Origin of the sequence: Pseudomonas abietaniphila (assembly GCF_039697315.1) — a bacterium.
In the GTDB taxonomy this organism is placed as follows: Bacteria; Pseudomonadota; Gammaproteobacteria; order Pseudomonadales; family Pseudomonadaceae; genus Aquipseudomonas; species Aquipseudomonas abietaniphila_B.
Window position 1 is genome coordinate 256,249 of sequence record NZ_CP155619.1, and the last position, 22,512, is coordinate 278,760.

22 protein-coding genes are annotated in these 22,512 nt (G+C 61.8%); 11 read left to right on the top strand and 11 right to left on the bottom strand.

What is annotated here, in order from left to right:
• Nucleotides 1–601: 601 nt before the first annotated feature.
• The 3 genes from ABDX87_RS01030 to ABDX87_RS01040 form a co-directional block, all read right to left on the bottom strand.
• Nucleotides 602–1,453 (bottom strand): urea carboxylase-associated family protein, encoded by an 852-nt coding sequence (locus ABDX87_RS01030; protein WP_346831162.1) that lies wholly within the window; start codon nt 1,451–1,453, stop codon nt 602–604.
• Between the two features lie 288 nt (nt 1,454–1,741).
• Nucleotides 1,742–2,893 (bottom strand): phytanoyl-CoA dioxygenase family protein, encoded by a 1,152-nt coding sequence (locus tag ABDX87_RS01035; RefSeq protein WP_346831163.1) that lies wholly within the window; start codon nt 2,891–2,893, stop codon nt 1,742–1,744.
• Nucleotides 2,890–3,747 (bottom strand): SDR family oxidoreductase, encoded by an 858-nt coding sequence (locus tag ABDX87_RS01040; RefSeq protein ID WP_346831164.1) that lies wholly within the window; start codon nt 3,745–3,747, stop codon nt 2,890–2,892. The genes ABDX87_RS01035 and ABDX87_RS01040 overlap by 4 nt, the downstream gene beginning before the upstream one ends.
• A gap of 160 nt (nt 3,748–3,907) precedes the next feature.
• Here ABDX87_RS01040 and ABDX87_RS01045 point away from each other — a divergent pair, with 160 nt between their 5' ends.
• The 10 genes from ABDX87_RS01045 (at nt 3,908) to ABDX87_RS01090 (ending at nt 11,880) form a co-directional block, all read left to right on the top strand.
• The gene (locus ABDX87_RS01045) at nt 3,908–4,933 is read left to right on the top strand and encodes a LacI family DNA-binding transcriptional regulator (protein WP_346831165.1); all 1,026 of its coding nucleotides are present in this window, start codon (nt 3,908–3,910) and stop codon (nt 4,931–4,933) included.
• A gap of 58 nt (nt 4,934–4,991) precedes the next feature.
• A complete protein-coding gene (iolG, locus tag ABDX87_RS01050; protein WP_346831166.1) occupies nt 4,992–5,990 on the top strand; it encodes an inositol 2-dehydrogenase in 999 nt (332 codons plus the stop codon).
• A gap of 411 nt (nt 5,991–6,401) precedes the next feature.
• A complete protein-coding gene (locus ABDX87_RS01055) occupies nt 6,402–7,376 on the top strand; it encodes a CobW family GTP-binding protein (protein ID WP_346831167.1) in 975 nt (324 codons plus the stop codon).
• A gap of 77 nt (nt 7,377–7,453) precedes the next feature.
• The gene (locus tag ABDX87_RS01060; RefSeq protein ID WP_346831168.1) at nt 7,454–7,957 is read left to right on the top strand and encodes a DUF1097 domain-containing protein; all 504 of its coding nucleotides are present in this window, start codon (nt 7,454–7,456) and stop codon (nt 7,955–7,957) included.
• 29 nt (nt 7,958–7,986) lie between these two features.
• On the top strand, nt 7,987–8,730 hold the full coding sequence (gene nthB / locus ABDX87_RS01065) for a nitrile hydratase subunit beta (protein ID WP_346831169.1): 744 nt from the start codon (nt 7,987–7,989) through the stop codon (nt 8,728–8,730).
• A 42-nt stretch (nt 8,731–8,772) separates the two neighbouring features.
• Nucleotides 8,773–9,396, top strand: a complete 624-nt coding sequence (gene nthA / locus ABDX87_RS01070) for a nitrile hydratase subunit alpha (protein WP_346831170.1) — start codon at nt 8,773–8,775, stop codon at nt 9,394–9,396.
• A gap of 10 nt (nt 9,397–9,406) precedes the next feature.
• Nucleotides 9,407–9,769, top strand: coding sequence for a nitrile hydratase accessory protein (locus tag ABDX87_RS01075; protein WP_346831171.1), 363 nt, complete (start codon nt 9,407–9,409; stop codon nt 9,767–9,769).
• Nucleotides 9,766–9,945: a CbtB domain-containing protein gene (locus tag ABDX87_RS01080; RefSeq protein ID WP_346831172.1), complete on the top strand. Its 180-nt coding sequence runs from the start codon at nt 9,766–9,768 to the stop codon at nt 9,943–9,945. The genes ABDX87_RS01075 and ABDX87_RS01080 overlap by 4 nt, the downstream gene beginning before the upstream one ends.
• A 25-nt stretch (nt 9,946–9,970) precedes the next feature.
• Entirely contained in the window at nt 9,971–10,711 is a 741-nt protein-coding gene (locus ABDX87_RS01085) for a CbtA family protein (RefSeq protein WP_346831173.1), read from the top strand.
• Nucleotides 10,712–10,884: 173 nt separating this feature from the next.
• Nucleotides 10,885–11,880, top strand: coding sequence for a GlxA family transcriptional regulator (locus ABDX87_RS01090; RefSeq protein WP_346831174.1), 996 nt, complete (start codon nt 10,885–10,887; stop codon nt 11,878–11,880).
• Nucleotides 11,881–12,029: 149 nt separating this feature from the next.
• Here the strand turns inward: ABDX87_RS01090 and ABDX87_RS01095 are convergent, their stop codons facing one another.
• Genes ABDX87_RS01095 through lexA form a run of 4 tightly spaced genes read right to left on the bottom strand, consistent with a single transcriptional unit; the run spans nt 12,030 to nt 17,800 of the window.
• Nucleotides 12,030–15,131, bottom strand: a complete 3,102-nt coding sequence (locus ABDX87_RS01095) for an error-prone DNA polymerase (protein ID WP_346831175.1) — start codon at nt 15,129–15,131, stop codon at nt 12,030–12,032.
• Entirely contained in the window at nt 15,128–16,558 is a 1,431-nt protein-coding gene (locus ABDX87_RS01100) for a Y-family DNA polymerase (protein ID WP_346831176.1), read from the bottom strand. Before ABDX87_RS01100 ends, ABDX87_RS01095 begins: the two co-directional genes overlap by 4 nt.
• 7 nt (nt 16,559–16,565) lie before the next feature.
• The gene (imuA, locus tag ABDX87_RS01105; RefSeq protein ID WP_346833667.1) at nt 16,566–17,183 is read right to left on the bottom strand and encodes a translesion DNA synthesis-associated protein ImuA; all 618 of its coding nucleotides are present in this window, start codon (nt 17,181–17,183) and stop codon (nt 16,566–16,568) included.
• Nucleotides 17,183–17,800, bottom strand: a complete 618-nt coding sequence (lexA, locus tag ABDX87_RS01110) for a transcriptional repressor LexA (protein WP_346831177.1) — start codon at nt 17,798–17,800, stop codon at nt 17,183–17,185. The genes imuA and lexA overlap by 1 nt, the downstream gene beginning before the upstream one ends.
• A 158-nt stretch (nt 17,801–17,958) precedes the next feature.
• Between lexA and ABDX87_RS01115 the strand changes: the two genes are divergently transcribed.
• A complete protein-coding gene (locus tag ABDX87_RS01115; RefSeq protein ID WP_346831178.1) occupies nt 17,959–18,591 on the top strand; it encodes an START domain-containing protein in 633 nt (210 codons plus the stop codon).
• A gap of 80 nt (nt 18,592–18,671) precedes the next feature.
• On the opposite strand, the gene ABDX87_RS01120 is transcribed toward ABDX87_RS01115, so the two are convergent.
• The 4 genes from ABDX87_RS01120 to ABDX87_RS01135 all read right to left on the bottom strand — a co-directional run bounded on the left by ABDX87_RS01120 (nt 18,672) and on the right by ABDX87_RS01135 (nt 22,506).
• Entirely contained in the window at nt 18,672–19,211 is a 540-nt protein-coding gene (locus ABDX87_RS01120; RefSeq protein ID WP_346831179.1) for a methylated-DNA--[protein]-cysteine S-methyltransferase, read from the bottom strand.
• A gap of 118 nt (nt 19,212–19,329) precedes the next feature.
• Nucleotides 19,330–20,253, bottom strand: coding sequence for a DNA-3-methyladenine glycosylase family protein (locus ABDX87_RS01125; protein WP_346831180.1), 924 nt, complete (start codon nt 20,251–20,253; stop codon nt 19,330–19,332).
• A 220-nt stretch (nt 20,254–20,473) separates the two neighbouring features.
• The gene (locus ABDX87_RS01130; protein ID WP_346831181.1) at nt 20,474–21,154 is read right to left on the bottom strand and encodes a hypothetical protein; all 681 of its coding nucleotides are present in this window, start codon (nt 21,152–21,154) and stop codon (nt 20,474–20,476) included.
• A 215-nt stretch (nt 21,155–21,369) separates the two neighbouring features.
• A complete protein-coding gene (locus ABDX87_RS01135) occupies nt 21,370–22,506 on the bottom strand; it encodes an MFS transporter (protein ID WP_346831182.1) in 1,137 nt (378 codons plus the stop codon).
• Nucleotides 22,507–22,512: the final 6 nt, after the last annotated feature.

Below are 22,512 nucleotides of genomic sequence, written 5' to 3' on the forward strand. Positions count from 1 at the left end.
TGGGAGACGTCCGAGGTTACGACGGCAGCGAAGGCGGTGGGTCATTTGCCGGTGATGTATCTGCGCCCGCGCATTCGCCACTGTCGTAACCTCCAGCAGCTCCCACAGGTCTTGCAACAGCCACGCTTACCCGGCCTGCTCCGTCCATGGACTCAAATCCTTCTGCGCGGTCGGAACGATCAACAGCAAAAACTGTGGGAGACGTCGGAGGTTACGACGGCAGCGAAGGCGGTGGTTCATTCGCCAAAGATGCCGCTGATCCACCGCATTCGTCCTAACGCGGCCCGCAGCAAGCCGGCTCACAGGGATTTGGTGTTCTGGTCGTTCCCACGCTCCGCGTGGTAACGCAGTGCCTGACGCTCTGCGTCAACCTGGACGCAGAGCGTCCTGACAGGCGTTCCAACGCAGAGCGTGGGAACGATCAACACGGTGTGCCATTGGCCGGTGATGTGACTGTACCCGCGCATTCGCCACTGTCGTAACCTCCAGCAGCTCCCACAGGTCCTGCAGCCGCCGCGCTTCCCCGCTCTGCTCCGTCCATGGACTCAGGTCTTCCCGAGGAAATGGACGGAGCAGCCCCACCTTGTTGCAACCGCAAGACTTACTTCTCCCATTGCGCCTTGGCGATCTTCAAGCCGTGCAGGCCGTTGTACTCCGCGCGTTTCGGTTGTTCCCAACCTTCCAGCAACGACGGCTCAAGGTCGTAGATTTCCACGCCCAGCGGACGGCAGACCGTCAGCGGGTCCTGCGCATCGGGGCCCCACATCGGCAGGGACAAGTCGCCGCCCGGGCAGGTCGACAGCGCGCACAGCACGTCGATCTCTGCGAAGAACTCCAGATAATCGCCCTTCTGCGCCGGACAGGCTTTCATGAAGTACATGTCATCGTGGTTCAGGCCCGTGCACTGGAAGATGTTCAGCACATCGTGCACGTCAAATTCGGTCAGGCCATGCGGCAAGACGGCACGGGTCAGGTTCGAGTGGCAGTGATGATGAAAATCTTCGCCCGTCAGCATCTTGTTCACGTACGGGTCGCAGCGAGTCCCGAGCAGGTCATGCAAGCGGCCGCCGTGCTCGTCGATGCCGTAGCTCGCCAGGCTGTCATCGGTAATCGTGACCATCGGCCGCAGGAACGGCAGGTTCGACCACAGGCGATCATGAGTGGTCACGTGCGCCCCTTGTAACTGACGGGTACGCGATGCCCACATGCGCTCACGGGGATCGTGGGCATTCCACACGTTGAAATCGCCGACCTGCGGCCCCACAGGCGTGGTCACACGGAACACCTGACCGGCCTTGACCTTCCAGGCGCGGCCGGTGCGAATCGGCACTTCGAACTGCTCGACCAGCGTTCGACCGTCCTGTCGCTCGCGAATACGCTCGTAGAACGCCGTATCGACCTGCAACGCAGCGCCTTTGCTGACCTGATAGGCGGCTGGGTAATCTTTGTACATGGCAATCTCCTGGTTCCTGAAAGATCGGGATTGTTCAACAACCCTGGTTCATTCAGGACAGCACACGGCGTGCCAGTGTTTGGATTGGAAGAGATAACCGTGTGTTACGCAGACCTGTAGGAGCGCGCTTGCCCGCGATTGCAGTGCGTCAGGCGATAGATGCGGCTCAGTCACTCCGCGTTCCGGGCAAGATGGAACGCTTCTGTCCTCAGGCCAAAACAATAACCTCAGCAGCACCCAAAAAAACGGAGACACACAACACCCAGCCCCGCCGATGAATCACTGGACTCACGGCAACCGCTTCACCCGCATCACCTCAACCGCCTCGACAAACCGCTTCACCGCCCACCGCTCCTGCAACGCCAACTCGACCAATTGCTGTCCGGTCTGCGGCGCCATGCCGTGCAACGGCGGATCAGTGTCCAGGTTGGTCGGAAAAGAATACCCGTCCGCACTCATGGCAATCACCGCCTGCATGCCCTCTTCATCCAGTTCACCCTGCTCGACCCGCTTGAGCATCAGCGGATACAGCGCCAGCATCATCCGTTCGCGGTTGACCGTCTCCATCGGCTTGCCGAACGCCGACGAAATTTGCAGCAGGTTCGCCATCCGGAACTGATCCGTCGTGTGGTTGGTACCCGCTGCATGGAACAGCGCAGGGTTAAAGAACAGCAGATCGCCCTTGTTCAACGGTAACTGAATCGCGTGGCCTGCGAAGTAGTCAATGAAGGCCCGATCACGCCAGGCCAGATACCCCAGTTCATATTGCTGGGAAAACGGCAACAACAGCGTCGGCCCGGTTTCCAGCGGCATGTCGGTGTGCGCCACCGCGCCTTGCAGCGTGAGGTGCTGCGACAGGCGATGCATCGGCAGCGGAAAGCGCGCGGCCACCTCATCGCTCTGGAAACCCAAGTGGTAATCGCGATGAGGCTGTTGCGCCTGCCCGCCCGGCGTCACCACATTGACCTGAGCCGTAGCCTGAAAATACGGCCCCAGCCACGACTCGGCGATCAGGCCGAGCAACGGATTGGCGTAGTACTCGATGAACGAGTCCGGCGAATGTTCGGCGGCTTTCTGCAGCGAATTCCAGATCCGCTGATTGGCGCCCGCCTTGGCGAAGTGGTCGGCCCGCACCACCCTCGCCGCTTCGTCCATGATGATCTGGCGGAACACCTCGCTGTGCCGGTCAACGACCGCCAGGTCAGGAAAGGCATTGCGCACCACCATCACGCCCGGCCCCTTGCTGAACAGGTGGTGCAGTTCGCTTAACAGGCCCTGACGGTCATGCAGAGCGGTGCTGCGCAGCGCGTCGGCGTCATAGATCACTACCCGGCTGACCACTTCCCGCGCGTGAGGATACTCGGCGGCATTCACCGGCTGTTCGCACAGCGCTGCGAAGGCCTGAACATCAATGTCACGCGCCGTGGCGAACAGGCTCACAATCCTGCTCCTGCGATGCCGTCCAGGGTCAACGGTGCATCAGGACGCGGCGTCGAACCGTCACCGCAGCCCATGATGCCCTGCTCCATGTCAATGATCGCGCCCGTGGTCATGCCCGACTGCTCGGAGAGCAGATAAGCGACGCTGTTGGCGACTTCCTGAGGTTTGAGCAGGCGACCGAACGGTGCCTGTGCTTCGGCGCGGGCCAGCCAGCCGTCATCGGCGCCGTGGTACTGGCGCTGGATCTGGTCTTCGTGGGGAGTGTCCATCCAGCCGATGTTCAGGCCGTTGACCCGAATCCGGTTGCGCAAGGTGCTGAAGGCAACGTTCTTGGTCAGCACGGCGAGCGCACCTTTGGAGGCCGCGTACGCCGACAGGAACGACTGACCGCCATGGCCGGAGACACTGAGGATGCTGACGATCGAGCCTTCGACCTGATTGGCGATCATCAACTTGATGCATTCCTGCATAAGGAAAAAAGGGGCTTTCACGTTGACCGCGAAGATGCGGTCGAACAACTCAGGTGAAGTGTCGATGATAGTGCCGCGGTCCGACATCCCGGCGCAGTTGACCAGGCCGTGAACGGTCCCGAAGTGTTCCTTGGCAGCGGCCACGACACGACGGCAATCGTCGACGTTTTCCATGTCGGCTTCAACGAAGAACGCCTGGCAGTCCAGTTCGGCCAATTGACGCACCTGCTGCTCGCCTTTGTCACGGCTGCGGCCGCAGACGATCAGCCCTGCCGCGCCACGCTGCGCAAGGGCGTGGGCCACTGCGGCGCCCAGGCCTTGGGTGCTGCCGGTGACGACGAAATAGCGACCGGTAAAAGAGGTAGATAGATCGAGTGCTGACATGCCTTCAGTCCTGCTGTTGTTGTTTTTGGCTGCGGGAATCGTCATCGCAATAGAATTTAAATTCCATCTGTACAACGATTGGAACTGAGACTAGCATTGCGAAAACCTCACAGACGCCCGAATCGACCTCAACAAGACCTCAAAAGGCTCAGGGATTCTCATGCTCGACCGCGCCCGACGTTTTTCCATCAAGCAGATCGCCGCCCAGGCGGGCGTCAGCAAAGCCACGGTCGATCGCGTGCTGCACGAACGAGGCTGCGTGCATTACCAGACCAACCGTCGCATTCAACAGGCCCTCGAAGAACTGGAAGCCCAGGAAAAAACCGGGCCTGCGGTCGGCCGCACCTTCCACATCGACATCATCCTGCACACCCCGAAACGTTTTAGCGACGCGGTGCAGGAGGCCATTCTCGGGCAACTGGGCAACCTGGCGCCGTTTCGTATTTTTCCCCGTTTCCACCTGTACCAGGAGATCGACACCCAGGAGATGCATGACCTTATCCTCAGGTGTGTCGGTAAAGGCAGTCAGGGCCTGATCCTCAAGGCGGCGGACGAGCCGCAGATCAATGAGGCCGTGAATCAGGTTACCGCCGCCGGCATCCCGGTCGTGACGCTGGTGTCCGATCTGCCCCAGAGCGAGCGCATCGGCTACATCGGCATGGACAATCGCACCGCCGGGCAAACGGCGGCGTACCTGATGGCGAGCTGGCTGGACAAGGCGACGCAGGACGTCGCGGTGGTGATCAGCAGCGAGTTGTTCCGTGGCGAAGAAGAGCGCGAGATGGGGTTTCGCACCTGGTTACGCAGCCGTGCCCCGCACCTGCGGGTGGTCGACATCACGGGCGGCTTGGGCGTGTACCAGCCGACCCTCGAACGCGTGACCGAAGCGCTAAAGGCCAATCCGTCGATCAAAGCCATCTACAGCGTCGGCGGCGGTAATCGCGCCATCGTCGATGCGTTCGCCGCGCTTGATCGCACCCTGGCCGTGTTCATCGGCCATGACCTGGATCAGGAAAACCGCCAATTGCTGGCGGAGGAAAAGATCGCCGCGATCATCGACCACAACCTGCTGGTCGACGCCCGGCATGCCTTCCTGCACATCCTGCAGTTTCACCGTCTGTGGAAGGTCGATCCGATCCCCGCCTCCCCCGTGCAGATCGTGACGCCGTTCAATCTGGCGCACTGACACCGTTTGCGAACCACAACCGATCTACCCGACAACAACAATCCCAGGAGATCCACCCATGCTACGCATCGCAGTCCTCGGCGCAGGCCGCATCGCCAACATTCACGCGGCCAACGTCGCGGCCAATCCGGATGTGCAACTGTCGGTGATCGCCGACCCCTGGCGCGAAGGCGTCGACAGGCTCGCGGCCAAACTGGGTTGCGCGGCCGCTTACAACTGCGCTGAGGCCATTGCGCGTGACGACGTCGATGCCATCGTCATCGGCACGCCCACCGACACTCACATCGACCTGATGCTGCGCGCCGTCCAACTGGGCAAACCGGTACTGTGCGAAAAGCCCATCGATCTGGATTTCGCCAAGGCGGCCAAAGCGGTGGAAGACATCGAGCGCCTGAACGGCAAGGTGATGCTGGGCTTCAACCGCCGTTTCGACCCGGACACCCTGCACATGCGCAAAGCGATTGCCAACGGCGACATCGGCGAGGTGCGCCAGGTGGTGATCACCAGCCGAGACCCTGGGTTGGCACCGGTGGAATACCTCAAGCATTCCGGAGGCATCTTCCGCGACATGACCATCCACGACTTCGACACCGCGCGCACGTTGCTTGGCGAGGAACCTGTTGAGGTGTTCGCCATTGCCAGCCGTCTGGTGGACCCGGCGCTGGCGCAGATCGACGACTACGACAGCGTCATGGTTCTGCTGCGCACGGCGTCCGGCAAGCAATGCCACATCAACTGTTGCCGCGAAGCGGTGTACGGCTACGACCAGCGCCTGGAGGTATTCGGCGCCAAGGGCATGATCCTCAACGACAACCACCGTCCCAGCACCGTGCGCACCTACAGCGCGACCCAGACCGAAGCCCGTGAGCCGTTGGAGAACTTCTTCCTTGAGCGCTACGCCGATTCCTATCGCAACGAGCTCAACCAGTTCATCGACGCCGTGAAGGCTGGCGAGCCGTTGCCCACCAACGCGCGGGATGGCCTGAAGGCGCTACACCTGGCCAACTGCGCGATTGAATCGATCAAAACCGGGCGGGCGGTGAAAGTCGAGGTTTGATCTGTCCCGATCTTCCAGCCAAATGCAAAACCCCTGTGGGAGCGAGCTTGCTCGCGAAGGCGTCAGGTCAGGTGTCACACCACTGAATGACAAACGGCTTTCGCGAGCAAGCTCGCTCCCACAGTTTCAGGTCCAACGACATCCATTTATTTTCTGAACCCGCTACCCGCGATTTATAACGCATCAAAACAGTGCCGCGTCCGCGCTCAAATCACGCCCGCAAAAACGGCCACCGCCCCCCTTCCCTGTCCATTTCCCACCTTTCGTACCTTTCCAGCCACAGAACCTGACCAAACGTGACAACAGCATGTCCACCCCGGACATGCGCCTCAAAGCGGACTGGAAATCGCACCTGTCGTCCTGAAGCTGCCCGATATGGCAGCGCAGATAACACTGACGAAGGGCGAAACCATGGCGATCGGCAAAATTCCCGTAACGGTCATCTCGGGCTTTCTCGGGGCAGGCAAAACCACATTGGTCAATCACCTGCTCAGCCAGAACCAGCAGTATCGGATCGGTGTCGTGGTCAATGAATTCGGCGAAGTCGGCATCGACGGCCAGTTGATCGTTTCCGAGCAGGAAGCGCTGATCGAGATCAATAACGGCTGCGTGTGCTGCACGGTGCGCGCCGATCTGGTGGCGAGCGTCAAGGAGATGCTTGACCTCGCGGGTCATCGCCTGGACCGGCTGATCATCGAAACCTCCGGCCTGGCAGACCCGGCGCCGGTGCTACAGACCTTTCTCGCCGATCCGGACCTGCGCACGCAGGTCGAGCTGGAGTCGGTGATCACGGTGGTCGATGCCCTGCACCTGACCGCTCAGTTGAAGGATGAGATCGTCCGCGAGCAGATCGCCTTCGCCGACACCCTGATCCTCAACAAGAGCGATCTGGTCAGCCAGGACGCGCTGGCCAGCATTGGCAATCAGGTGCGCCTGATCAACCGCACCGCGAGCGTGGTGCAGACCCATCACGCGCAAGTGGCCGTCGATGCCCTGCTCGGCACCCGGCGCTTCTCCTTGCCCAACCTGCTGATGATCGAACCCGATCTCCTCGAGGACGAAGGCCACGATCACGAACACGACGCCTCGATTTCCTCGTGCTCGGTGGTCACCCCCGGCGCGCTGGACCCCGACCGTTTCAACCGCTGGATCAGCCAGTTGGTTAACGACCAAGGCCAGCAACTGATGCGCATGAAAGGCCTGCTGAATTTCGCCAGTGAAGGCCGGCGCTTTCACTTCCACAGCGTGCACATGCTGCTCGAAGCGATGCCGGGCCGACGATGGGAAGAGGATGAATCCCGCGACAACCGCTTCGTGTTCATCGGCCGCGACCTGGACAGCGAACAGCTGCGTCAGGGTTTTCTCGACTGCCTGCACGCGGCCTGAGTTTTCAAACCTGCCCGCTTCACCTCTCACCCGAAACCGCTGGGTACGACAGCCCTCTACCTACAGGAACTGACCTCATGAAAAAGCAAGAAGCCTACACCGTCAGCATCGGTCTACTCGCCGTACTCGACACCTACCTGACCGCCACCGTATGGCCGGTACCCGTCTGGGTCACGTTCATTGCATGGGCGTCATTCTTCATCGTCGGCGGCGGCAATGCCGGCTTCGTGCGAAGCGTGGCGTCGAACCTCACGGGGCTTGTGATCAGCTCGCTCGTGCTGCTCGGGATCGCCACGGTCAGCGAGGCGCCGTTTTTCATCGCCCTGCTGGTGGGCGCCGGCAGCGCGTTGATGGTGCAGGCCTCGAAGGTGCCGCTGCTGAGCATCCTGCCGGCGATCGTCTGGGGGTTTGCCTCCACCGTCGGGACCACCGCCGTGGGTGGAAAACCCATGACCACGCCCGGCCTGGCCAATCCGGCGCTGATCGCCGCCGCTGCGCTGATCACCGGTGCCGTGTCCGGTTATGCCTCGGAACGCCTGGGCGATGCCCTCACCAGCAAGCCGCGCACGCAGCTGGCTTGATCCCTTTGACCCTCACACTGGAGCGCTAGATGAAACTACAACACTACCTCGGCGGCCTGGAAAACCTGGGCCCGGTCGATTTCGAGAAACAGGTCTTCGTGCAGGAATGGGAGAAACGCATATTCGGCATTCACACCACGATGATGGCCGAGAGCGCGCACCTGATCGACGCGCTGCCCAGGTACCCGATGGACACGCTGCCCACCGCGTTCAAAAGCGACTGGACCTGGGCCTCGTTGCGGACCGGCGCCGAAGGCATGCAACCGTTCGAGTACTTCAAGTTTCGCTACTACGAAAAGTGGCTGGGCGGGATTTCCGGGTTCTTTGTCGATCAGGGCTACATCAACGGCGATGAACTGAAGAGCCGCGCCGATTTTTACCGCCAGCAACCGGATGCGCCGCTGCCCGACAAGCCCAGCGCGCCAATTCGCGAACAGATCGTGCGCTACCTGCTGGAAGGCGATTCAGGCCTGCGCCCCTACGCCGGCACCGCGCTGTTTGCAGAAGGTGACAGCGTGACGGTCGCAGACCCCGTTGCGGTCGATCACACCCGCCTGCCCGGTTATTTGCGTTGCAAGTCGGGAAAGATCGTCGAGGTCTATCCGGGGGCCTACGCCTACTTCGTCAACACCGGTCCGGACGGGATTGGCGAGCCGATGCCCGTCTACCGCGTGGCCTTCGACGCGGCTGACATCTGGGGCGAGGAAAAGAGCGAACCCAACACCATGATCTACGCGGACCTGTTCGAGGCCTATCTGGTACCGCCGAAGTGAATCAGGTCCACGCCCGCTAACCCATGACAACGGAGCCATTCAATGAGCCAACTCTTCGATTATGAAAAACAACGAGAAGCCGAAAGCGCCGCCAAAGTGCGTGCGCTGGAAGCCCTGCTGATCGAAAAAGGGGTGATCGGCAGCGACTCGGTGGACACCGTGCTCGCCCATTTCGAGACCGTGGCCGGCCCTTTCAACGGCGCGAAAATCGTCGCCCGTGCCTGGGTCGACCCCGAATACAAGGCACGTCTGCTGGCCGATACGCCCAAGGCCATCGCCGAACTGAACCTGGCCCAGGGCATGGACGGTGCCGAGGGTGAGCACATGCTGGCCGTCGCCAACAGTCCGGAGGTGCACAACCTGATCATCTGCACCCTGTGCTCGTGCTACCCGTGGCCGATCCTCGGTTTGCCGCCGTATTGGTACAAGGACCCGGTGTTCCGCGCCCGAGGCGTGCGCGAACCTCGCGCGGTGTTGCGTGAATTCGGCGTACCGGTGAGTGACGACACCCAGGTCAAGGTCTGGGACAGCAGTGCGCAGATTCGCTGGTTCGTGGTGCCGGAACGCCCGGCAGGCTCCGAGCATTTGAGCGAAGCACAACTGGCCGAGCTGGTCACTCCCGAATCGATGATGGGTGTGGCGTTGATCGAACTGCCCGCTGTTTGAGGACTGCCCCATGTTTACGCGATTCGAAGAATTCGCTGCCAACAGCATGCTCGGCCACAAGGACTCGCCGCCGCGCTCGCAAGGCCGTTTGCACTTCACCCAGGACTGGCAGCGCAGCCTTTACGGGCTGGCGCTTGCGCTGTCCAAGGCGGGTCATTTCGAGTGGGAAGCCTTTCGCCAGAACCTGATCGGCTCGATCTCGACCTGGGAGCAGCTGCCCTGCGACAACCAGCCGCCGTGGGATTACTACGAACGCTATCTGGAGGCGCTGATCAAGGTGTTGCAAGCGCATTCGCTGCTGGACACCGATGAACTGCAAGCGCGCCTGATCGCGCTGAAAACCGACACCACTGACTCGAGGAACATCGCATGAGCAGCACTGTATTGACTCACTCCGCCACCCGTCGCCGCAGTTCGCGCCTGTTGGTGACCTTCGGTTCGATCCTGATGGGCCTGTCGCTGGTGTATTTCGCCGGCTTCTCACACCTGGAGCTGATCCATAACGCCGCCCACGACACCCGTCACAGCTCGGGTTTTCCTTGCCACTGATTGACCTTGCCGGAGCACCCTGAGCATGTTCAAACGCATCCTCACCACTGCCTGCTACACCGGCGCCATCGGCGCATTGCTGCTGACGCTGATGCAAAGCCTGTGGATCACGCCGTTGATTCTGCAGGCCGAAGTGTATGAAACCGCCGACGCTGCTCATGAACATGTTCAGGAGCAACAGGCTCATGAACACACAGCGGGCGCTCACGAGCACGAGCATGACGCCGAGGCCTGGACGCCGGAGGACGGCTGGCAGCGCACGTTGTCGACCTTTGGCGGCGATCTCGTCGTGGCCATCGGTTTCGCCCTGCTGCTTTGCGCGCTCTACAACCTGCGCGCCCCGGTCAAGGCCTGGCATGGTGTGCTGTGGGGCCTGGCCGGTTACGCCACGTTCTGTCTGGCCCCGGCTGCCGGTCTGCCACCGGAGTTGCCCGGGACCCTGGCCGCGGAACTGACCTCGCGACAGGACTGGTGGGGCGCCACGGCCTTGGCCACGGCGGTCGGGCTGGCTTTGCTGGTATTCGGCAAGCACGGGGGGTGGCGTGCGGCGGCATTGCTGTTGATCGCCGCGCCGCATGTCATCGGAGCACCCCAGCCGGCGGAGCACCATGCACTGGCACCGGATGCATTGCAGGCGCAGTTTCGGGTGGCGTCTTTACTGGTCAATGCAGTGTTCTGGATGGCGCTCGGTGGGATCAGCGGCTGGTGGTTCCGGCGTCATGGGCCTGAGGGCGAGGACCTCAGCACGCTGGCATCGGTGCGATAGCCCGGATATTGCATGTGTCATGTAAAGCCTCCTAAGGGGAGATGCTTAACCTGTAGGCGCGCGCTTGTCCGCGATTGTGTTGTGTCCACCCCTACACTGGCACAGACAGATCGCAATCGCGGGCAAGCGCGCTCCTACAACGTGCTGATCGTTGCTATTTCAAAGGAAACCCTATGCGCAAAATCAGCGTGGGCATGGTGTTGTTCCCCGGCTTTCAACTGCTGGACATCGCCGGCCCCAAGGACGCCTTTGCCCAGGTCAAGGTCTTGAGCAATGGCGAGTGTGAATACGAGATGCTCACGGTCGGCACGACGCGCAGCCCGTTGCTGTCTTCCAGCGGTCTGACGGTGATCCCGGACCGCACCATTTTCGACCCATGCCCGCATTTCGACACCATCATCGTGCCAGGCGGGCTGGGGATTTTCGATGTCTATGCCGACTCGACCCTGTGCGACTGGCTCAAGGTTCAGGAGAAGCGCTGCCGACGCCTGGCCGCGATCTGCAACGGCGTGTTCGCCTTCGGCGCAGCGGGCCTGATCGAACGTAAATCGGTGACCACGCACTGGATGGACGCCGCGCACCTGAGCGAGTTGTTTCCTTCGGCGCATGTCGACCCCGATCACATTCATGTCAAGGACGGCACGATCTACACCACCGCAGGCGTGACGGCCGGGATCGATCTGTCGTTGTTGATGATCGAGGAAGACTTCGGCAAACGCATGGCCATCGATGTTGCCAAGTACCTGGTGGTGTACCTGCGCCGTGCGGGCGGGCAATCGCAGTTCAGCCCGTTGCTGGATGTTCAGGGCGGCGTCGATTCACAGGTTGAGGCGATTCAGGATTACCTGCTTGCGCACCTGCACATCAACCATAGCCTGGCGTCGCTGGCCGAGCGTGTGCACATGAGCCCACGCAACCTGTCGCGGCTGTTTACCAAGGAAATCGGCACCCCGCCCATGGCCTTCCTCGCCGATGCAAGGATCGACGCCGTGCGCCGTTATCTGGAAACCACCGAGCAATCGATGAAAGAAATCGCCCACCGCTGCGGCTTCGAAAATGCCGACAGCCTGCGTCGGGTGTTCGTCAAACGACTGGCCATCAGCCCGGTTGAATATCGCCAGCGGTTTCGGTCGGGGACGTCGCCGGTCAAGGCTGAGCATGCGTTGTAACTTCTCGTGAACCTGAAACACTGTAGGTGTGAGCTTGCTCGCGAAGGCGGCCAGTCAGGCATTGAAGAGGTGACACGCCGTATTCGTGAGCAAGCTCTCTCCCACAGGTAGGTGTCTGTCCATGCGGTGGGTGTCGGTTGACCCACTCATCACTTGAAATCACGGCTGCGCACATCCAGTCCCGTCAGTAACGGCGTCAGGTCGAACAGCCGTTGCGCAATCACGTGACGTACGCCTTTCTGGTATTCGAATTTGCCGAACACCTGCATCAACTGCGACCCCACCAGCACCTTGCGCTGACGCTCGGCCAGGTCGCGCCAGACCACCACGTTGATCATGCCGTGTTCGTCTTCCAGGGTGACGAACGTCACGCCGCTGGCCGTACCGGGCCGTTGACGACCGACCACCAGCCCGGCGACGCTGAAGTTGCGCCCGTGCTCTTCGGTGAGCAGATCCTTTGAACTGCGAAAGCGTTTGGCCGCCAGCTTGTTGCGCAGCAAAGACAACGGGTGCGGACCCAGTGTCGTGCCGAGGGTGTCGTAATCGGCCACCAGATCCTGAGCGACGCTGGGCAATGGCAAGGCCACTTGCGCCTCTTCGCCGAAACAGTCATCGCCGAACAAGGGCCGCTGCACCTCGACCCCGGCAATCTCCCAACGCGCACGATGGCGATGCCCGGCCAACCCGCGCAAGGCCCCCGAATCGGCCAGTGATGCGCGGCCGCGGTTGTCCAGGTCGGCGCGTATGCACAGATCGGTGACGTCCTTGAACGCGCGTTGTTGCCGCGATTGCTCGATGCGCCGGGCGTCTTCTTCGCGAAAACCACGAATCATGCGCATCCCCATGCGGATCGCCAGATTGCGCGTGTATTCAGGGTTGTCGACCGGCTCAAGCGAACAGTCCCAGTCGCTGTAGCGCACGTCCACCGGACGGATCTCGATATGATGCCGACGCGCGTCCTGCAGCAACTGGTCGGGGCTGTAAAAACCCATGGGCCAGCTGTTGATCAGCGCGCAAGTGAATGCGGCCGGCTCGTGGCATTTGAGCCAGCAGCTGGCGTAGGTCAGCAAGGCGAAGCTGGCGGCATGGGACTCGGGGAAGCCGTAACTGCCGAAGCCCTTGATCTGCTCGAAGATGCGGTGAATGAACTCGTCCGGATAGCCCTTCTCTTTCATTCGTTCGCTGAGGCGAATCCGATGCGGCTCCAGCCCGCCATGACGTTTCCAGGCGGCCATGGAGCGGCGCAGCTGGTCGGCTTCTCCGGGCGAATAGTCGGCGGCAACGATGGCCAGTTGCATGACCTGTTCCTGAAACAGCGGCACGCCCAGCGTGCGCTTGAAGACTTCCTCAAGCGCCTCGGAGGGATAGGTCACCTCCTCCTCGCCATTTCGACGCCTCAAATACGGATGCACCATGTCGCCCTGAATCGGACCCGGCCGGACAATGGCGACCTCAATGACCAGATCATAAAACTCCTTGGGCCTGAGGCGCGGCAGCATCGACATCTGCGCCCGGGATTCAATCTGAAACACGCCGATGGTGTCGGCGCGGCTGATCATCTCGTAGGTCGGCTCATCCCCGGACGGAAGCGTCGCGATGGTCCAGCGCTGGTGCCGATGCAACTCCACCAGATCGAACGTCCGGCGCAGTGCGCTCAGCATGCCGAGGGCCAGGATGTCGACCTTGAGCAGCCCCACCAGATCCAGATCGTCCTTGTCCCACTGAATGATGGTGCGGTCAGCCATGGCGGCGTTTTCCACGGGCACCAGCGTCTCCAGTGGATGCTCGGAGATCACGAAACCGCCGGGGTGCTGGGACAGGTGCCGGGGAAAACCGATCAGTTCGCCGGTCAACGTCAATACGCGGCGCAACACCGGACTGTCGGCCTCGAACCCGCATTCACGCAGACGCTCAGGTGATGGCAAGGTATCGCTCCAGCGGCTGAAACAGTCCGCCAGTGCGTTGATCTGGTCGGGCGGCAAACCGAGCACCCGCGCCACGTCCCGCACCGCGCCCGCACCGTGATAAGTGCTCGCCACGGCGGTCAATGCCGCCCTGCCCCGGCCATAACGCCGAAAGATGTATTGCAGGACTTCCTCGCGGCGCTCGTGCTCGAAGTCGACGTCGATGTCCGGCGGCTCGTTACGTTCTTCGGAGATGAAACGCTCGAACAGCAGGTTGACGTTCGCGGGGTCAAGCTCGGTGATCCCGAGGGCAAAACACACGGTCGAGTTGGCCGCCGAGCCACGGCCCTGACACAGAATTCTCTGATCGCGGGCGAATTTGACGATGTCGTGCACGGTGAGGAAGTAACTTTCGTACTTCATCGTCGAGATGATCTTCAATTCCTTCTCGATGTTTTTCCGCGCCACCTCGGGCACGCCCTTGGGCCAGCGCCAGCGTGCACCGTCTTCGGTGAGCTGGCGCAGCCAACTGGCCGGTGTGTGTTGGGCAGGCACCAGCTCGTGGGGGTATTCGTAGCGCAGCTGTTTCAGGTCAAAACGGCAGCGCCGGGCGATGTTCAGGGTTTCAGCCAGCAGGTCGGCGGGATACAACTCGGCCAGCACATTTCGCGTGCGCAGATGCCGCTCGCCGTTGGGAAACAACCGATGGCCGGCCTCGGCCACGGTGGTGTGGTGACGAATCGCGGTCATGGTGTCTTGCAAGGCGCGACGGCCACGGGCGTGCATGTGCACATCGCCGCTGGCCACGGCCGGGATGTCGAGCGAACGCGCCAGCGCCAGAAGCCTCGACAGACGCAGGCTGTCATCGGGCCCGCAGTGCAGCTGCACGCTCAGCCACAGGTTTTGGTGAAAGGTCTGGCGCAGCCAGTTGCCTTGCTCATGCAACACCTCGGCACGCTGATCCAGGTCCGGCACCCATAACGCCAGCAACCCTGCCACCGGTCGCAGGAAATCCTCACGCAACAGCCGGTACTCGCCCTTCTTGCTGCGCCGTCGGCCCTCGGTGATCAACCCGCACAAGGCTTGATATCCGGCGAGGTCTTCCACCAACAGCACCATTTTCGGGCCGTTCTCAAGGGTGATCTCGCTGCCGATGATCAACGGCAGCTCACACTCCTGTGCGGCCTGCCAGGCGCGGACGATACCCGCCAGCGTGCATTCATCGGTGATGGCCAAGGCTTGATAGCCGTGACGTTTAGCCCGCTCGAACAGCTCCTTGGCGCTGGAGGCTCCGCGCTGAAAACTGAAGTGGGTGAGGCAGTGCAGCTCTGCGTAGTCGCCACTCATGCGAACCATCCCTGCAGCAACAGGCCGCTGTCATCCCCGACCTTGCGGTAGGCCCAGCCGCGCTGTCCGGTACGGGTCTCGACCAGAAAGTAATCGCGACGCACATCGCCGCCGTCCCACCATCCCGACTCGATGCGCTCAGGCCCGGCCAGCACCCGGACGCTGGAATCGCTCAGGTGTTCGGGCTCGCGCAGGAGCCATCCCGGACGGGAAACGTTGTGCACCGCCACAACGGGCTTGCTGGCAGACGTCGGCAACCACGCGCACTCGGGACGATGGTCGGCATGAAAGCCCAGGCCGCTGACCGCTTCATCGCCCAGTCGAGCACGCAGGCGTTCGCGTAACTGCTCCCACGGCATGTTCTGTTGCGGGCGATCATCAAACAGCTCGCGGTGAGAAGGCACGAAGGCCGGCAGATCCTTTGCCTGCAACCTCAACGCGCGCACGGGCGACGGCACCACCACCTGTTCCAGACGCCCGCGGGCCAGTTCGAACAGCCGGTCGGCTTCACGCTCGGCACTGAGTAAACCCACCGGAATCAGCGTATCGGGCGCCACGCTGCCGACACTGGGCACATGTTCCAGATGAATGATGAACCGCTGCACGCCGCTGTCGCGCCCGCCGAGAAACAACGCCAGATCGGCGATCATGCGTTTGAGCGGGAACAGCAGGGCCTGATGGGATTCCACGTCGAAATTGAGCTCGATGCGGGTGTCGAAATGATCGGGCGGCACGTAACACTCAAGGGGCATCGGCCTGCGCCCCAGCAAAGTGTCCAGGTGCTGCAGCACCTGGGGCGGAAAACGTCTGGCCAGGGTATCGCGAGGCAACGCCGACACCTGGCGCAGGCGATGCAGGCCCATGCGGCCAAAGGCTGTCGACACTTCCTGAGACAAGCCGATGCGATTGACCGGCATCTGTTCCAGCACCTGTTGCAGGCTGTCGTTGCAGGTCACCGCCAGGCCATCGTGGGCATTGGCGAGCATGCGCGCCGCCACCGGATTGGGCGCCACGACGATGCGATGAGTAAAACCCAATGCCGTCAGCTCCTGACGCAAACGCGCTTCGAACACCGGCCAGGGTCCGAACAGACCCAGGCTGGACTCGACTTCCATCAGCAGGACGCGGGGGTACTTAAGGCTGACCTGCGAGCTGAACCGATAGGCCCAGGCGGCCAGTAAACGGTGCCAGCGGCCTGTTTCATCCGGGTCGTATTCGACCGTCGCAAACGCGCGGGTCATGGCATGGGCGGCGGTCAGTGACTGACCGGGGCGTAATCCGAGTTCGCGCGCAGCGGCATTGACGGTTTGCAACACACGACGCTGGGCCGAGCCGCTGATCAACGCCAGCGGTTCTTCAGGGTTGGCGCGACGACGCATGACGCCGTCCAGCGCCAGTTGCGGCAGCAGGACACAGGCCCAGAGCATGGAAACCTCAAGCGTCGGTGGTAAACGGAATCGGAGAAGACGGCGCCAGACCACCACGGCACTTGAGCACCCGCAGCTGACGCGGTCGCACATCGATGGCGATGCGCAAGGCAGCGGGCGACGGGTTGACTGCCGCGTGTTGCCCACGGCAGGCAAAGGCCAGGGTTTCGCCGGTTTCCGCCGCCACCTGCAGACGGCGCAAGGCACGGTCGTCGACCTTGTCCGGCCAGCACAGTACCGCGCCACAACTGCCCGAACGCAGGCACTGCTCCACGGCCCACAAGGCGTCGCGTTCACTGGCTTCGATCACCGACAACTGCCGCAGATCGACACCGGCCGCCTGCCACGCTTGGGGGTACGGCACATGAGGCGGCGCCACCAGCACGATGCGCTCGCCACTGTCGGCCAGCCGCGCAAGGGTCGGCCACAGCAGGCGCAATTCACCGCTGCCATGGGCAGGAATCAGGATTTCGGTCAGCGCCGCAGGCGGCCATCCACCCATGGGCAACGCCGCATCGAGCAAGGCATGGCCAGTGGGTTGCGCTGCAACCGGCTGAACCTCGGGACGCCCTTTCCAGACCCGACGCTCGTCCAGCAGTGCGTTGAGGCTGACCACCGCGCCCATCATTCCCGGCGCACCAGGCCGCAGAACACGCCTTCGATGGCGAAGTCCTGATCGGGACGCACCACGATGGGGGCGTAGGCCGGGTTACGTGGCATCAGGCGAAAGGTGTCATGGCCGCGCTCCAGGCGCTTGATGGTCACCTCGCCGTCGAGCCGGGCCACGACGATCTGCCCGTCACGGGCCTCGGCACTTTGCAGGATGCCGACCAGATCGCCGTCGAAAATGCCGTCCTCGATCATCGAATCGCCTTTGACCCGTAGCAGGTAATCGGGAATGCGCAGGAAGGTGCGGCTGTCGAGGGTGAAAGTGTCGTGGACGTCGATGTCGGGACCGATGGGCGCACCGGCCGCGACGCGGCCCAGCACCGGAATTTCCAGCATGTGCACGCGTGGCCTGTTCTCCACCAGCCGGATGCCCCGCGCCTGATTGGCCGTGACTTCGATGAAACCAGCTTCGGTGAGCGCCACGATGTGCTTGCGCGCCACACTGCGCGACGCGAACCCGAAGGCCTCGGAGATTTCCGCCAGGCTCGGTGGCTGGCCATTTTGGGCGATGCGATCCCGAATGAAAGTCAGGATGGCAGAGCGTTTGGGAGATAAAGTCGTCATGGAGCACATTTGTACTCTTTTCGGATAAATCTGGCTAGGGCCGTTTATCCAGAGGCAACGTCTTACAGACAAGGTGACGTCAGCGTGAGGAACAGAAGGCCGCTGCACGGTCTTGGCCTATGCTCTGAAAACCCGCGCCCGCCCCTGTGCAGTCCTGGAGTCCCACCATGAACACACTGCCCGGCCTGTGCGCCCTGCTGCTGACACTCTGTTGCGCCTCGGCGACGGCCGAGGACTGGAAGCTGGCCAAGGACGAAGATGGCATCAAGGTTTACCTGAGCCGGTCGCCGACCTCGCAATACCAGAGCTTTCGCGGCGTAGCACTGATCAAGGCCGACGTGCCGACGCTCAGCCACCTGCAAGAGAACCTGACCATTGCCTGCAAATGGCTGTATGCCTGCGACGACATGCGTCTGTTGAAAGTCGACGGCGACAGCACCTTCGTCTACCTGACCACCGCCCTGCCCTGGCCCGCCAACACGCGGGACATGGTGCTCAAGGTGCAGACCGAGCAGGCTGACGACGGCAGTGTGATACGCCACTTGAGTGCGGTGCACGGCATGGAGCCGGTCGTGCCGGGGATGATTCGTGTCGAACAGCTGCAAGGCGTGTGGCAGATGGTGCCAAAGGGCGAGCGGGAAACAGAGGTGACGTATCAACTGCAAGCCGAACCGGCCGGGGACATTCCCTCATGGCTGGCAAATCGCTTCGTGATCGATGCGCCCATGGTGACGCTCAAAACCTTGCGCGCGGTCGCTGAGCGTCAGGGCGGGCATGCTGCGGACAACGATCTCCCGTAGGGTAGAAACAGGACATGTCCTGGCAGAAGCAAGCCTGGTCATCTCCATTGTTGGTTTTTGATGAGCCAAGGCGGATGAGTCTAGAACAGCGACGCCTGAGTGGGCGCGACAGGCTTCGCGGGCTTTGCCGATCGCTGAGGCATACCGCCCTCCAGGGTCAACAGCAGTTCCTTGGCCGCCAAACCACCGGCAAACCCGGTCAGCGCGCCGGAACGGCCAATCACACGGTGACAGGGCGCGACGATCGAAATCGGGTTCTTGCCATTGGCGGCACCGACTGCACGTACGGCCGCCGGGTTGCCGATCTGGACGGCAATGTCCAGGTAGCTGCGGGTTTCGCCAAAGGGAATGGTCAGCAAGGCGTGCCAGACTTTTTTCTGAAACTCGGTGCCGTGGAAGTCCAGCGCCAGATCGAAGCGATGACGGGTCCCGGCAAAATACTCGGTGAGTTGCTGCTCGGCTCGATCGAGAATCTCGCTGCCCTGATCCTCGTTCATGTCACCAAGCAAAACCCGGTTGGGACGGTCGTTTTCCCAGAGAATGGCCGCAAGGTAAGGACCGTTTGCAATCAGTTTCAACTGACCGACCGGGGATTCGATGAAGCGATAGGTGAAGGTCATGAGAGGCTCCTTGTGGAACGTCGACCGGGCCCTTCAGACATACGAGGCAGGTCGGTATGCGCCCATGGTAACCGCGATGGTTATCGCCGCGATCCAGTTCTTGCGATCAAATTCGGACTCAGCCGCCTTTGGCCTTGCCCGCCCCATCTGCCGCCGAGTTCCAGATGTGCATGGCCGCATACGCACGCCACGGCTTCCACGCCTCTGCCCGCACCTTGTGCAGCGCCAGCCGCGTGAGGCTCGAATCCTGCTGGGTCATGAGGTTCATCAGTACCAGGTCCGAGGCGGGCCAGGCATCGGGATCGCGCCAGGCGCGCATGGCGATGTACTCCACCGTCCACGGGCCAATGCCCGGCATCGCCAGCAACTGACGACGCAGTTCAGCGATGTCATCGCCATGGCTGACATTCAGCGAAATTTCGCCACTGGCAACGGCGGCGGCCACCCGTTGCAGCGTTTCAACGCGTTTGCCGGGCATACCGATCTTGTCCAGATCGACCCGCGCCAGTGCGTCCGGCGTAGGGAACCGCCAGGCAAGTTGTTCGACGGGGCTTTCAGGTACCTGCACGCCCGCTCGCTGCACCAGACGCCCGACGATGGTGGTCGCGCCCTTCACGCTCACCTGTTGCCCGACGATGGTCCGCACCACCAGCTCAAACCCCGAAAAAGCGCCTGGTACGCGCAGCCCTGGACGCTTCTGCACCAACGACGCCAGCCAAGGGTCGAGGGACAGACGGCGGTCGATGTCATCGGGCCTCGCGTACAGGTCGAACATGTGCGAGATCGGCTCGACCAGATCGTCGATGTGCCGACTGACCTCGCCGTGCACTGTCGCGATCAGATGATCCTGGGAAGGCGCCATCGCCACCGACAGCGTGCCGACGCTGCCCTTGAACTCGATATTGCGCAGATACACGCCGTCGATCACCGCCTCAACCCCGGCTGTCATCCGTGCGGCGAAGAAGTTGAGCATGCGTTGCCAGTCGAAAGGCGGATGAAACGGAAGGTGGCGGGACGCTTGGAGGTGGGATGTTTCGAGCATGGGGGAAGCCAGAGAGTCTTCGACCGGCTGTACGCTAACGCAGTGTCGGGCCAAACACAAAAAATGCAGCCACCCTCAAGACGCGGAGCGTCCGGGGAAGCATTACCACGCAGAGCGTGGGAACGATCAACAACAGACGCCGGGCATCCAGTGAGGTGTTACAACGCGGCGCGTGGGAACGATCAACATCAATTGCGCGTGAGGCCACGACAGCGCGTCATCACGTTGGACACCCCACCGCCCCGTCATTCAGATTCTGCTTGTAGTTCTCGTACTGCAGTGTGGCTTTGCCGTTGTTCCATTTCAGCGTCAGCACGAGCACGGAGTCGAAATCGTCGCCCATCCAGTCCTTGACCAGCTTGAGGTCCTTGCCGGAGGCCTCTTGAGCGACCTTGTTGATCAACTCAGGCAGGTAACCGTGGGACCAGGCGGTGTAGATCGTCGCGTCGTGGTATTTGTCGCGCATGAACTCATCGGCCAGGTCGCTGGTGTCGTTGGCGGCGAAATCGATATTGACCGGCAGGCCCAGCTTGATCGCGCTCGGCCCGACGGTCATCAAAGGGCGCAGGTAGCTGTAGGAATGGTCACCTTCACCCTCTTCAACATGGCGGCTCGGGTTGGCGGCGAAGATGAAGTCGGCTTTGCCGAAGGTCTTCGGCAACACCGTGGACAGGTCGATGGCGCGGTTAAGTCCCTGGCAGTTCAATTGCCCCAGCCCCATGTCGGGCTTCTCGGCATGGCGCAGAAAGACCAGCGTCTGAGTGCCGTTCTTGGGTTCTGCATGGACTCCTTTGCCCACGGTGAACCAGAACACCGCCGAGCAGATCAGCAAAAAGGGCAACAGAAAATAAGCGAAACGCTGGAGCGCGTGAGAAACAGCAGGTGATTTGAAAAAGGTCATGATGGCCCAAGTTCTGATGGTGCATGAGGGGCGTATAAGCCCTGAGCAACGTCCCTGTGAACTGGCAATTGGCTAACGAATGCAGGCTAGCGAAGCTTTATGTCCGTATGAAGAATGATCATCAGATGGGAAACAGCGTCAGAGGTTGCACGCAACCCCCTGATTTATCGTATTAATCGCCGAACGGTATGTAAGAAGATGTATCAAGACCGTGTTCAGGCAACCGCATCACGCCCTCTGTAACGGCTGCAAACGACTGCACTCACCACCACCGCCAGGCCCGCCAGGCTGTACACCCATGAAGGTGAGGCGATGGGCAGCAACACCCCGGCCAGCAAGGGACCGACGCCTGCACCGACATCACGCCAGACGGCATTGCCGGCCAGTGCCTGAACTCGCCCCGCGCCCGGATTACGCTCCGCGACCAAGGTGGTCACCAACGGCAGTTGCAACGCGCGCAGGATCAATACACCTCCCGCCCCCAGAATCAGCCAGTGAAACCCGAAGGCTGTCAGCGCCAGCGTGGTCAGCGCGGAAAACACCACCAGCATGCGCACGGCGCCGAAGGCATCGGCCGCACGCCCACCCAATGGGCTGAGCAACATCTCCGAGACATACCGCAGCGCCAGCAGTACGCCCGCAATGAACACCGCGTTGCCACCGAGCACCGATTGCGCCTGCAAAGACAAGCCAAAAATGAACAACCCGTCCAGCGCCACGCCTTCGATGAAGGACCACATGGCAATGCTGTCCGGCGCCTTGAATCGGCGCCCGCCCGGGCTTGGCATCGCATGGGGAATCTTCGGCAACCCTTTGGCGATCAATAACCCGGCCAGCGAAAAGAACGCCAGGATCAGGAAAATCAACCGGGGGCCGAAGTGCAGGCTGATCAAGGCGCCAATCGGCAGCGCCAGCATGGGACCAATCGCGATGATGGCGCGCGAGGTCCCTGAACGGCGTGCTGCGCCACCGGGCTCGGAGGTCGCCAGTGCCTGGGTCGACAGGTTCAGAGCGCCGAACGTCAGGCCCCACCCCAGACGCAGGATCAACAACCACCAGAACCCTGAAATGAACGAATTGCCCAGCGCACACAGTGCCGACACCAGTGCCGCGAGCATCACTGTCGGGCGATCACCGTGTCTGGCGTAGAAGCGCACCACGTAGCTGTAGCCGAAGATGCGCACCAACCGATTGGCTGCCAAGAGGATCCCCGCTTCGGGCAGGCTGATGCCAAACGCGTCGGCGTTCATTGGCAACAGCAGATACAGCAGAACATCGCTGGGCAGACACAGACTGAGAACGGTCGCCGAACGGCGTGAAGCGGAATCGGCATCTCGGGCGGCAAAAGACATGCGCAG